Raw genomic sequence first — 13,137 nt, 5'->3', positions numbered from 1 at the left:
ACTAGAATTTCACTTTTTGGATATGCAATATGCAGGTTTTAACAAGAGCAAGAGGCTAACATAATTTTTTTCAGATGAAAGCAGAGATTATTACCATAGGCGATGAGATCCTCATCGGTCAGATTATTGATACCAATTCGGGTTGGATTGCCAAGCAGCTTCTCCGATTTGAAATCGATATCGTTCAGATGACATCGATCCCTGATACAGAAGAGGCGATTTCAACGACGCTCAAAGATGCCTCAGCTCGAGCAGATCTTATTTTAATCACGGGCGGCCTAGGTCCGACGAAAGATGATGTGACTAAAAAAACGGCAGCAAAATATTTTGGAACCACATTGACCCGCGATGAAAACGTACTCCGTCATGTGACCAACATCTTTGAATCGCGCAACCTGAAGATGCTCGACATCAATCTTCAACAGGCCGATGTCCTGGCAAATTGTGAAGTGTTATTTAACGACTATGGTACCGCACCTGGTATGCTGGTCAACCAAGACCAAAAACAGTTTATTTTTATGCCCGGAGTCCCCTTTGAGATGAAATTTCTGATGGAAAAACATGTGTTGCCACTATTAGCCAAACAGGATCCTGACTTATTTATCTGTCACGAAACAATCTTGGTCGGCGGTATCGGAGAATCTTATTTGGCAGAAGAAATAAAAGATATCGAAGCAGAACTTCCTTCAAGCATAAAATTGGCCTATCTGCCAACATTAGCATTTATTCGCTTAAGACTCTCCGGAAAGAGCAGAAACAAATCCGATATTACACTCCAGGTTGCCCTTTTTAAAACAAAATTGCTTCATCGCTTACAGCAATACGTCATTGCAGATTACGATACGAGTATCGAACCCTATCTGATTAAAGAGCTTAGCCGTCGAGGTGCTACATTGACTACCGCAGAAAGCTGTACAGGGGGGAGTCTAGCCGCTTCAATAACCTCGGTAGCGGGAAGCAGCACTGTTTTTCTTGGCGGTACCATCCCTTACTCCAACACGTTAAAACAACAATTGCTGGAGGTCAATGAAGAAACATTGATCCAATATGGTGCAGTGAGCGAACAGACAGCTATCGAAATGGCTTCCGGTTCCAAAAAAGTATTTTCTTCAGACTATGCGATAGCGACAACCGGCATAGCTGGCCCAGGAGGTGGAACAGCTGAAAAACCAGTTGGAACGATTTGGGTAGCCGTAGCGGGGAAAAAAGAAGTTATCACCAAAAAGTTTCAATTTGATAACGACAGACTGATTAACATCGAACGTACCCGTATGAATGCTTTACTACTTCTATGGAAGTTGCTTGTAAAAGAAAAAGAACAAGACATACAATAAAGTAAAATAATATTTCTAAAAATACGTTATTTAAGGAATAATATTTTAAATTGTTGAAAGTAAACCACAATTTAATTAACTTCGTTTTTCTATAACGAGATTGCTAAAAAATATGGCTTTATATAAACTCTTGCTCCCAAAAATGGGAGAAAGTGTATCCGAGGCAACAATCACAAAATGGTTAAAACAACCTGGTGACCTGATTGATGAAGATGACACCTTATTGGAAATTGCAACTGACAAAGTTGATTCAGAGGTACCTTCTCCTGTAAAAGGTATTTTAAAAGAGCAGCGCTATACCGTAGACCAAACCGTCCAAGTAGGAGAAGTTGTTGCAATTATAGAAATTGAAGGACAAGATGAAGAACCTGTGATTCTACAGGAAGAAAATACAGTACCTGTAGTGACAGCTGCTGAAGAGCTTATAGATTTGACCATACCGGGTGTAGACCAGCTGCCCAACACAGCGGCTGAAACTGCATCCTCACCATACGAAAATGCGCTTCGCTTCTATTCACCTCTGGTAAAGAATATCGCACGTCATGAAGGCTTATCGCAAGATGAACTTGACCGTATCCAAGGGACTGGTGCCGAGGGACGAGTGACCAAAGAAGATATTTTAGCTTATGTAGCGCATAGAGATTCATCGTCAATGTCGCAAAAGTCAGTTCAGGCAGATCAGGCAAGCACCGGCACAGAGGCCCCAAAAATCACTCCTGCAACTTCATCTCATGTACACACCGTTGCCAATGGCAGTGATGAAATCATTGAAATGGACCGCATGCGCAGATTGATCGCAGATCATATGGTTAAAAGTGTGCAAACTTCTCCCCACGTATGTTCCTTTGTTGAGGCAGATGTAACCAACTTAGTTTTATGGCGCAATAAGGTTAAAGATGCCTATAAAAAACGCGAGGGAGAAAATATCACTTTCACCCCTTTGTTTATTGAAGCTATCAGCAAGGCACTTAAAGATTTTCCATTGGTCAACATCTCCATCGACGGTTACAATATTATAAAAAAGAAAAATATCAATATTGGTATGGCTGCAGCATTACCTAATGGTAATCTTATCGTCCCGGTAATCAAAAACGCAGATCAGCTAAGCTTAGTAGGATTAAGTAAAAGTGTCAACGACCTTGCGCAACGATCACGAGCCAACAAATTGAAACCCGACGATACACAAGATGGTACCTTTACATTCACCAATATCGGCGCTTTTGGCAATATTATGGGGACTCCTATCATTAACCAACCACAAGCGGCAATCTTGGCAGTAGGTACGATAACGAAAAAACCGGCAGTAATAGAAACGGAATATGGCGATATGATTGGTATTAGACATATGATGTATCTATCACTCTCCTACGATCACCGTGCAATCGATGGAGCACTTGGGGGTACTTTCTTAAAACGCGTTGCAGATTATCTGGAAAATTGGGATAGCAATCGAGTCATCTAGCTTCCCTTACATTGATAAACAAGAAAAGGCTCTTAACAGAGCCTTTTCTTGTTGTTTAGAATATACTTTTTGTTACTTAAACATACTTTGTTCGAACTGTATTTTCTTCTTCTTGATCACCAATTGGAACCGCAGATAAAGTAAAAGCGAAGAAGTCAGCAAGCCTAATGTTAGCCCATACCAAATTCCCTTGATCCCCCAGTTAAACACTATTCCCATAAGATACCCACTTGGCAAACCAATAATCCAATAAGCGATAAATGTAATAATAGTTGGAATATTGACATCTCCCATCCCACGCAATACCCCCAAACCGACCACTTGCGTACCGTCAAACAATTGAAACAGTCCCGCGATGATCAAGAGTTGCGAGGCGATAATCACCACAGCATGGTCTGAAGTAAAAATATAGGGCAAATAATTGTTCAGCAACGCGAACAAAGATGCTGTAATCAACATAAAGATCAACACCAATTGATAAGAAGTTATCGCAAATCTTTCGAGACGGAAGAGATTTCTATTGCCATAACTGTTGCCCACCTTGATCGTTGCCGCAGCAGCAATACCGCTTGCCATCATATAGGTCATAGCAGCCAACTGAATTGCAACTTGATGGGAAGCTTGCGCCGTCGCACTTATGGTACCTGCTAACAGTGATGCTCCGGCAAAGGCTCCAATTTCAAATACATATTGCATAGCTACTGGCGCCCCGATCCGCAATATTTTGAGCAATCGTTCCCGGTCAATCAGCGTCACTTTAAAATACTGGATATATCCCCTAAATTTCTGGGATCGCAATACATAAATCATCATCACCGACATCATTAACACACGGTCGATCAGCGTACTGTACCCGACCCCTTTGACCCCCATGGGACTTATGCCAAACATCCCTTTAACAAAGATGATCGCCAATATAATATTCAGCACATTCCCCCAAATCGTCACATTCATGGCTTGCTTTGTAAATCCCAGACCTTCTGCAAACTGCTTGAATGTGCTAAAGACCATCAGTGGCAACATCGATAAACTTAAAATAAGCAAATATGGCTTTGCCTCTTTTACCACAGCCGGATCTTGGTTGAGATGATCGATCGCCAACATAGAACCAAAGTAAACCAAACAGAACAACAATAGTCCGGCAATAATATTTAACCAAAAACTATTAGACAACAGAATGGCACATTCTTTCTTATTATCACGGCCATTTTCCTGCGCAATCAATGGCGTTATACCATAAGCGATCCCCAACCCCATCACCATCACAATCATAAAAACGGCATGTACCAGCGAAACCGCCGCCAATGGAATAGTCCCTGCAAAATGCCCAACGATCACACTGTCTGCTGTATGCACCAATGTATGTCCCAATTGTGAGATCACAACCGGCGCTGCCAACACCATCGTACTTCTGTAATACGGCTTGAATGTTTTAAATTTTCCCAACATAATCGATTTCTCCAAAAAAATAGCCACAAAAATACAAAGATATTTCTGTCCTATCGTCATATTATAAAATATTTAGCAAAAATATAACAAATTACACTAACTAAACAACCGCGCTTGGTTAAGTAATTTTTATGTTTCAAATACCTTAAAATTATCTTAAATTTACTTTTGGGTCTAAGAACTATTGAAATATAAATGTAACTTAGCATTTAGTTAGTAATCAAAAGAAGAGGAAAAAGAGTATGTACAATCCAGTAATAGCATTTTTAAACATTGGAACACAGGAGATGATCCTCATTGTGTTTGCAATCTTGTTACTTTTTGGAGGTAAAAAACTTCCTGAATTGGCGAGAGGTTTAGGAAGAGGAATACGTGAGTTCAAAGATGCGTCAGAAGGTATCAAACGTGAGATTTCAGATCAAATCAATAATTTCGAGAAAGACATAGACGTTAAAACAGAAGTAAAAGAAGAAGCTGTTCCTACCGATGTGCGTGTGGCTGAAGAGAAGGCTCAAGCAGCACATGAAAAGGAAACAAAACCACAGGAAACAGCAGAAGGTTCAGAAACAGAACAACCAAAGAAAAAATACGAGTTCTCAACACCAGCAGGTGTTGTTGAACATAACCCACACAAACAATTGGATTACGGAGAAGAACCATCTCACATCTCCTACGGGTATAACGATCATTTTGCCGAAACTAAAAACAACGAAGTAGAAGAAAAAAAAGTGCCTGAGCAGGACAACACCAATAAACCTGCTTAATTTTACTACATTAGTTTATAATTAGATATACTTAGAGCTGTTGAATTACCATTCAACAGCTCTACTTTTTAAGATTAAACCACCAATGAGCTTATCAACACATGAAATTATTATTGCTAATGAGCTTTCTATTAGCGAAAAACAGGTTCGCACGACTATAGCATTATTAGACGAAGGCGCGACGGTTCCATTTATCTCACGTTATCGTAAGGAAATGACTGGCAGTCTGGACGAAGTTCAAATCACCAATATCAGAGACCGCTTTCAACAACTGCGAGATTTAGATAAACGAAAAGAAGCGGTTCTGAAATCCATCAATGATCAAGGAAAATTGACACCAGAGCTCGAGCAGCAGATACTGGGGGCCGAAACCATGGCCAGCCTGGAAGATATCTACTTGCCTTACAAACCGAAGCGTAAAACGCGTGCCAGTGTTGCACGTGAAAAGGGTCTACAACCCCTGGCTGATCTGATTTTGGCACAGGAATCAGGAGATTTCCTTGCCTTAGCCGACGGTTTGGTCGATGAAGAAAAAGGTGTAAAAAATACAGAGGAAGCACTAGCAGGTGCCCGGGATATTATTGCCGAAGTCATAGCAGAAGATGCAGCTGTGAGAGCCAAGTCGAGAGCAATATTCCTGGAAAAAGGCTCGTTTGTTTCAAGAGTAGTTCCTGGAAAAGAAGAAGCAGCAATAAAGTATAAAGATTATTACGAATGGTCGGAATCATTGAAAGATGCGCCTTCCCACCGAGTGCTAGCAATGCGCCGCGGAGAAAAAGAAGAGTTGCTCTACTTGGATATCGATATCAATGAGGAAGAAATTCTACCTCGTATTGAATCCATTTATATTAAGGGCGCCAATGCTGCCGCTGCTCAGGTAAAACTCGCTTTGACAGATAGCTACAAACGTCTGTTAAAACCTTCCATGGAGACGGAAATCCGTGTCTTGACACGCCAAAAAGCTGATGAAGAAGCCATCAAAGTTTTTGCCGACAATGTTCGCCAATTGCTTCTAGCAGCCCCATTGGGACAAAAAAGACTGCTCGCGATCGACCCTGGATTCCGTACAGGCTGTAAAACCGTTGTATTAGATGAACAAGGACAGCTCAAAGAAAACACAGCTATCTTTCCGCACAATGGCGCAAATGGATTAGCGGAAGCAAAGAAAACGGTCCAATATCTCGTATCAAAATATGATATTCAGGCGATAGCCATTGGAAACGGGACTGCTGGACGTGAAACCGAAGAATTTGTTAGAAAACTGGGTTTAAATAATGTTACCATCGTCATGGTCAATGAAAGTGGAGCCTCTATTTATTCAGCCTCTGAGACTGCACGGGAAGAATTTCCGGACTACGATATTACGGTCCGTGGAGCTGTTTCCATTGGTAGAAGATTAATGGATCCTTTAGCTGAACTCGTTAAAATTGACCCCAAATCGATCGGTGTTGGACAATATCAGCATGATGTGGACCAAAACAAGCTCCAGACCTCATTGGATGATACCGTCATCAGTTGCGTAAATGCTGTCGGTGTTGAACTGAATACAGCTTCCAAACAAATTTTAGCCTATGTATCTGGTTTAGGTCCTTCCCTGGCACAACAGATAATAAAGTATAGAAATGAGAATGGTCCATTCGCTTCCAGACGTGAACTAAAAAAAGTTCCTCGTCTTGGTGAAAAGGCATTTGAACAGGCTGCAGGTTTTCTCCGTATCCGACATGCAGCCAATCCACTCGATTCATCTGCTGTGCATCCTGAGCGATATTCGTTAGTTGAACAAATGGCTAAAGATCTCGGCAAAAAAGTCGAAGACCTATTGACTGACGCGGACCTGAGAAAATCTATCCCCTTGAAAAATTATATTTCAGAGGAAGTTGGACTACCGACGCTAAATGATATTTTGAATGAATTGGCGAAACCAGGATTAGATCCAAGGGAAAAATTTGAAGCTTTCTCCTTCACGGAGGGGGTCAATAGTATTGGCGATTTACGGGTTGGCATGAAGCTACCGGGTATAGTGACCAACATTACAAATTTCGGAGCCTTTGTTGATATTGGTGTACATCAAGATGGCTTAGTACATTTAAGTCAGTTATCGAATCGCTATATATCAGATCCCCATGAAATCGTCAAAGTTCAGCAACACGTCATGGTGACAGTAACAGAAGTTGATGAAAAACGTAGCCGTATCGCCCTGTCAATGAAAACAGATGAAAAACCTGCGCTGACCAAAAGCAGGAAAAATGATCCTAAAAGACAGGTGGAACCTGAAACTGATATGGCGAGCAAGCTGGCTGCATTAGCCAGTAAGTTCAAATAGGTTCATGTAACTTCATGATAAAACCTTTCTGATTTCACAGCTGTTGCTACTTGCGAAATCAGGAAGGTTTTTTACGAATCAAATCCATTGACAAACATTTTTGACGACAATTTATTTCGTATCTTTAGAGGAGAACAAGATTTGACTCATCATGAGAAATTATACCCTAATCCTCTTCCTTTTTTTCGGAACGATATTTTCCAAAGTCTATGCACAGCTTCCTGATGGTGCATATATGTATCACGATGGTCTGTGTAAAAATTTGATTTTAATCAAAGATCAGTATATCTCATTTATATGCTTTGATGATATCAATAAACGCTTCCACTATACCTGGGGCGGACCCATCGAAGGGCAAAACCAAACTGTCAATGTCTTTGTAGAGTATAATTCACAGGATTCAACTGCTATTGGTAAAAAAACTTTTTTACCCTATCGGATCCAAAACGACTCTCTACGATTAAAGACAGCAAATGCTTATCATTTATATATCAAACAAAAAAACCTTCCTCAAGATCTAGATGCTTTATGGAGAATAACAAGCCGCCAACAGGAAGGAAAAATGCACGATATACCCAAAACTGATCGCAAAACAATTAAAATATTAGTGGATGGATATTTTCAATGGATAGCGATCAATCCCGCACAAAAGGGGTTCTACGGTACAGGTGGTGGCGATTACCAATACGGCAACAATCGATATACGGAAAAAATACAGTTTTTTTCGAGAGACAATAAGCGCGTGGGACAAGAACTCAAATTTGAGGGTGCACTTGTGGATGGCGCATGGCACCACAAAGGAAAAAGTTCCAAAGGAGACGATATTTATGAAATCTGGAGTAAAGAAATAACAAAATAATATATGACAATCGAAGAATTTCAATCCCTTGAAAGTCCACCTCAGCACTGGACAGCAGTACAAAAGTCACTCTGGTATGATCTGAAAGGAAATTGGAAAAGCGCACACGACCTGATCGATCAGCTGGAAGGAACTGCAGCAGCACATGTGCATGCTTATTTGCACCGCAAAGAAGGTGATCAATGGAATGCTGAATATTGGTATCGCCGTGCCAAACAAAACGTATATAGGGGTAGTTTAGACGATGAGTGGAAAGATTTGTTCGAACGTTACGTTGAATATCAGTGATAGTCCTATTTTTTCTGAAAGTGTCTGATCTCATTGGCCAGAAAAAACCTTCTTTCGCTTTCATTGCTGTTGATGCCCAGGAACTCATGAAGGTTTTGTGAATAAGAACTGTTTACTTTTTCATACAGATCAAGCAGTGCAGTAACCGAAATCATTAGGGAGATTTATAAAATTAACTCAACACACCCCAAAAGCTTTTCATATTTAAAAAATATTGCCAATTAGGAGAGAAAATCAAGGGATAACTGGTTATTTTACGTAACAAATATATCACAAAGAAAAATATTATAAAACTAACAAACAGAATGGCACAGATATTGAATGTAGTGTACTATACTTGAGAAAGTATACTTTTCATAAATTTAGGTTAATAATTGGTTAGGTTAAACACTTGAAGTTCCCCACTTCAAGTGTTTTTTGTTTAATGTCACCTGCAACCCGCCCCCTCCGTACTACTTTTTAATATGTTGCACTCCTAGCAACAGTGCATTAGATCGAAATGGAAAACTAAAAAACAAATACATTGTATTACTATGTATTTTGTTATATATTTAACATGTCCACTGCCGCAACTCATCTCAAAAAATCTTATTAAACATAAATTATGAAAAGAACTGCAACCCTATTATTCCTATTCGGAACATTATCTAGCCCCATCCTCAAAGCACAAGAATTTAACACTAACCGTATGGATAGTCTCCTTTCTGTCATGGATAAAAACAATGTTTGGATGGGGAGTATTGCAATCGCCCAAGGAGATCATTTACTTTATCAGAAAGCGATTGGATATACAGATCTGGCTCAGAAAAAGAAAGCGACCATAGATACGCGTTATGGGATAGGCTCGATCTCCAAAACTTTCACCGCAACACTTGTTCTAAAAACAGCTGAGCTCAGAAAACTGAAGCTAGACGAGCCGATATCCACATTCTTTAAAGATATTCCAAACACTGGGAAAATCACCGTTCGCCAATTGTTAAATCATAGCAGCGGAATACACAATATCACGGATAACAACGATTATTTGACCTGGAATACTAAACCACAGACAGAGAAAGAACTTGTTGAACGTATCATAAAAGGCGGAACCGACTTTGCTCCCGGCAGCAAACATGCATATAGTAATTCAAACTACATCCTACTTACCTATATCTTAGAAAAAGTTTGGAAAAAGGACTATGCTTTTTTATTGAAACAATACATCTGTAAGCCATTAAACTTACAAGAGACAACCTTCGGCCGACCTAAAAACAACAGTCAAGATGCCAGCGAATCGTATCGGTTTACCCAAGAATGGACATTAGAACCACACACAGACAATTCTGTTCCCCTTGGAGCAGGCGCCGTTTGGTCAACTCCCACAGATCTGGTCAAATTTTTCAATGGTTTATTTGGCCATAAAATAATCAATTCCACTAGCCTGGAAGAGATGAAAAAAATAGATCAAGGTTTTGGAATGGGTTTGTTTCAATTGCCATTCTACGAACACTTAGGTTTTGGTCACACGGGCGGTATAGATGGTTATTCTTCTGTTGCGGGTCATTTTGATGACGGCAATTATAACGTCGCACTTATTAGCAATGCCAACAATTATAATAATAATGAAATATTAAAGTTCAGCCTTGGCGAGCTTTACAAAAAACCTTTTCCACTTCCTGATCTTGCGGAAATACAATGGACAGAGGAAGAAATTTCAAGTGTCGTTGGCGAATATAAAAGTGAACAGCCTCCAATCCAGATAAATATTACCAGAGAAGGCAACAAAGTGCTGGGGCAAGTTGTCGGTCAGCCGGCATTTCAACTGAAAGCGAAGGATAAAAACACACTAGTCCAGCCACAATTTGGTGTAAGAATTGTTTTCGAGCGTAGCGAAAACAAAATGACACTCTACCAAAATGGCCACACGCTCGTTTTAAAGAAATAAGGAAATGCTACGTTAACTAAAGCGAAGATTCATGGTCTTAAAAAGAGCAGTGGTTGAATCCCACCCCTGCTCTTTTCAAGAACTGTGTTTTACAGTTTTTCTAAATAGAAATCATCGCCGTAAACTGTTCCGCTTAAAGGTTTGTAAAAATAGACTGTCGCTGTTGTATTGTTAGCGCCGGTTGTAAAAGTAACCGAACCATTGGAATAAGCTGTGGTACTGACCGTGGCATCAACAGCATTTCCGCCATAGTTTTTAACACCAATATTTACCGATTGTCCAGTGGCAGCAACTTTGGCATACCCGCCAAATCGATAAGTTGTATTCGGTGATAGACCTGTTAAATACTGTTCTATCGAAGTCTCTCCTCCAGTTTCCCGAACACATTTCGTTCCCGACCGTGCATCTGTTGACACAACGGAAGAGCCACCACCCCAAGTTGTCCAAGGATAAAGAGTACCACTTTCAAAATCGCCATTACTGAACAGCGGCAATTTATACACCCGCACATAATCAACCTGCATACTAAATGGCAAATCGGCGTTTGTGATCGCCCCCGGCCATCCCGCACCGCCTGCTTGATTTAAAATTAAATAAAATGGGACATCAAACGGCCATTGCTGGGTTCCCCCGCCAGCTATTCTTGTATAGGTATACTGCAATACATTATTAACGTAAAATCGAATATCATTGGGACTCCAGATCATTGTATACAGATTATAATCAGTTGCATTATAAGATGCAGATTTTGAAGCTGTACTCCCGCCATTTGCATTGGTAACCGAACTATTATGGATCGTGTGGTACATCACGCTTTCATTGTTAACATGCTCCATAATATCTATTTCTCCACAAGCTGGCCACCCTCCATAAGCTGTAGCCGGTTCGGGCATCATCCAGATCGCTGGCCAAGAACCTCTTCCCTGTGTAAATTTAGCACGTACTTCCACCTTTCCGTAAGTTAGGCTAAACTTTCCCATCGACTTAACACCACCAGCATGATAGGCAACAGGGTCTCCTGAAACAGCAGCATTATCCATCCGCAAGACGAGATTGCTCCCATCCTGTGATGCATAAGCCGGCAGGGAGGTCATATACTTATTCCATGCAACTGTCCCCCTTTCGGCATAAGACCACTTGGTGGAATCGAAATTCCCGCTACTATTAAACTCATCCGACCAGATAAGCTCATAATCGGTGGTAGCAACCGAAGTCAATGCTGACAAATTAGCCAGGGCCTTTTTATGACCAATCTGCGATATAGATGCTGTTGAAGTAGAGTCTTTTTTGCAAGCAAAAATAGACAGACTTGTTGCGATGAGGCCCAACGCTAGCCAAAATTTAGTTTTTCTCATTTAGTTTTTGATTATTGGTTTATTTAAGTTTATAGCGTTATTTGACAGCCTGTGGAGCAAGCTGTATAAGAAATGACACTTGAATTCTTTCACTCAATCCTTTCGATTAAAACGGAAAGGAATGAGTGGAAGAAAATGTATATTATATCGGCAACACAATGTGTGTGATTATTTAAAATTCACTGGCAAAAAGACAATTTTGCTATAATTTTCTTTTTCAAATAAAACACCGAGTTTATTTTTATTTAAAAGCACTAAATCGGAATAAGCGGCATAATCCCCTTTTACATCCTCAGGTGCTTTTGCAATGACCTGATTGAAATACCAGGTTTTACCCTGATCTTTACTTAAGCGAACGGTTAGATTGTCTCTTCTATTGGTCGATGCAGCATTACAGACGGCTAATAGGTATCTTCCCTTCTTTTGCCAGGAAAGCACGGCACCCTGGTTGACTGGATCGGGCAAGTTTTTATCATAATATGTTGTATCCCAAGTAACACCACCGTCGTTTGAATAAGACACAATCCTTGATTTTACATTACCTTGCTGGTTGCGGGAATTCATGTATAATCCTGTCCCCGATATTTGTGCGGCCATTGTTTCATTTGATCCTTCAAATTTTACACTCGCACCGATTTTGAATGTTTTTCCATGGTCGTCCGAATAATAAGAATGCGCAAAATAATCTTTGCCATCTGACTTCGGATTTCCTTCGGAGTGATTAGCTGGAATGTATATACGTCCTTTATATTTACCGGAATCAAATTGTAATGCATGTCCTGGTGTATTCGCATAAGTTCGCCAATCCTCCTGAAAGTTATACTGCGCATTTACCGAAGGCTGATTGGGGCGATGCGTCTCAAGCGTAATATTCTGTGGATTGGACCAGGTTTTTCCGCCGTCGGCCGAGCTAATGGACCAACATTCTCTCAAGCCATTGCCTTTGCGTACTTCGCCTTCGTGATTATTGCCCGTATTATAAAAAAGTAACAGGCGTCCTTTGGGATATGCCGGGTCTAGCAGATCAACTACGGGTGCTGGGTTGCCGACTTGCAAATTATCGTTGTCAACGGCAACATGCAGCGGACCCCATGTTTTCCCATTATCCTGACTGATTTTATAAACAATATCCACATTACCAAAATCTCCGGCATGATCTACCCTGCCTTCTGCAAAGGCGATTAGCTGTCCCGTTTTATCCTTTACAATAGCAGGGATACGGTAGCTCTTATAGCCTTCTTCGCCTGAAACAAATACATTTACTTCCTGTGCCTGACAAATCCCTGCTAACAGCGCAAATGCCCCCATTATACATAGTCTCTTCATATCTATTTATGTTTATTGTTACTTATTTTAAAATTCATCCGCTCCATCAATGG

10 protein-coding genes are annotated in these 13,137 nt (G+C 40.5%); 7 read left to right on the top strand and 3 right to left on the bottom strand.

Features of this window, described 5'->3' with window-relative positions:
- The first annotated feature begins 74 nt into the window (after window positions 1–74).
- Both AB1Z56_RS25950 and AB1Z56_RS25945 read left to right on the top strand, forming a co-directional pair.
- Window positions 75–1,334, top strand: coding sequence for a competence/damage-inducible protein A (locus tag AB1Z56_RS25950; RefSeq protein ID WP_426790516.1), 1,260 nt, complete (start codon window positions 75–77; stop codon window positions 1,332–1,334).
- Between the two features lie 112 nt (window positions 1,335–1,446).
- A complete protein-coding gene (locus tag AB1Z56_RS25945; RefSeq protein WP_426790515.1) occupies window positions 1,447–2,796 on the top strand; it encodes a dihydrolipoamide acetyltransferase family protein in 1,350 nt (449 codons plus the stop codon).
- Window positions 2,797–2,868: 72 nt separating this feature from the next.
- Here the strand turns inward: AB1Z56_RS25945 and AB1Z56_RS25940 are convergent, their stop codons facing one another.
- Window positions 2,869–4,305 carry an MATE family efflux transporter gene (locus AB1Z56_RS25940; RefSeq protein ID WP_408733556.1) on the bottom strand — a complete coding sequence of 479 codons (1,437 nt, stop codon included), beginning with the start codon at window positions 4,303–4,305 and terminating at the stop codon, window positions 2,869–2,871.
- Window positions 4,306–4,487: 182 nt separating this feature from the next.
- Here AB1Z56_RS25940 and AB1Z56_RS25935 point away from each other — a divergent pair, with 182 nt between their 5' ends.
- The 5 genes from AB1Z56_RS25935 to AB1Z56_RS25915 all read left to right on the top strand — a co-directional run bounded on the left by AB1Z56_RS25935 (window position 4,488) and on the right by AB1Z56_RS25915 (window position 10,403).
- Window positions 4,488–5,009, top strand: a complete 522-nt coding sequence (locus AB1Z56_RS25935) for a Sec-independent protein translocase subunit TatA/TatB (protein WP_309366479.1) — start codon at window positions 4,488–4,490, stop codon at window positions 5,007–5,009.
- A gap of 85 nt (window positions 5,010–5,094) precedes the next feature.
- Window positions 5,095–7,332, top strand: coding sequence for a Tex family protein (locus AB1Z56_RS25930; RefSeq protein ID WP_309366477.1), 2,238 nt, complete (start codon window positions 5,095–5,097; stop codon window positions 7,330–7,332).
- Window positions 7,333–7,483: 151 nt separating this feature from the next.
- Window positions 7,484–8,191, top strand: a complete 708-nt coding sequence (locus AB1Z56_RS25925; RefSeq protein ID WP_426790514.1) for a hypothetical protein — start codon at window positions 7,484–7,486, stop codon at window positions 8,189–8,191.
- 3 nt (window positions 8,192–8,194) lie between these two features.
- A complete protein-coding gene (locus AB1Z56_RS25920; protein ID WP_309366473.1) occupies window positions 8,195–8,479 on the top strand; it encodes a hypothetical protein in 285 nt (94 codons plus the stop codon).
- A 604-nt stretch (window positions 8,480–9,083) separates the two neighbouring features.
- Window positions 9,084–10,403, top strand: a complete 1,320-nt coding sequence (locus tag AB1Z56_RS25915) for a serine hydrolase domain-containing protein (protein WP_426790513.1) — start codon at window positions 9,084–9,086, stop codon at window positions 10,401–10,403.
- Window positions 10,404–10,492: 89 nt separating this feature from the next.
- Here the strand turns inward: AB1Z56_RS25915 and AB1Z56_RS25910 are convergent, their stop codons facing one another.
- Together AB1Z56_RS25910 and AB1Z56_RS25905 are read right to left on the bottom strand one after the other, a co-directional pair.
- The gene (locus AB1Z56_RS25910) at window positions 10,493–11,758 is read right to left on the bottom strand and encodes a family 16 glycosylhydrolase (protein WP_313266789.1); all 1,266 of its coding nucleotides are present in this window, start codon (window positions 11,756–11,758) and stop codon (window positions 10,493–10,495) included.
- Between the two features lie 168 nt (window positions 11,759–11,926).
- Window positions 11,927–13,084 carry a sialidase family protein gene (locus AB1Z56_RS25905; protein ID WP_313266790.1) on the bottom strand — a complete coding sequence of 386 codons (1,158 nt, stop codon included), beginning with the start codon at window positions 13,082–13,084 and terminating at the stop codon, window positions 11,927–11,929.
- Window positions 13,085–13,137: the final 53 nt, after the last annotated feature.

This window comes from Sphingobacterium sp. WOUb80, assembly GCF_050058145.1.
Lineage (GTDB): Bacteria > Bacteroidota > Bacteroidia > Sphingobacteriales > Sphingobacteriaceae > Sphingobacterium.
Note: the sequence above shows the minus strand (reverse complement) of the source record. Positions and strands in the feature narration are given on the sequence as shown.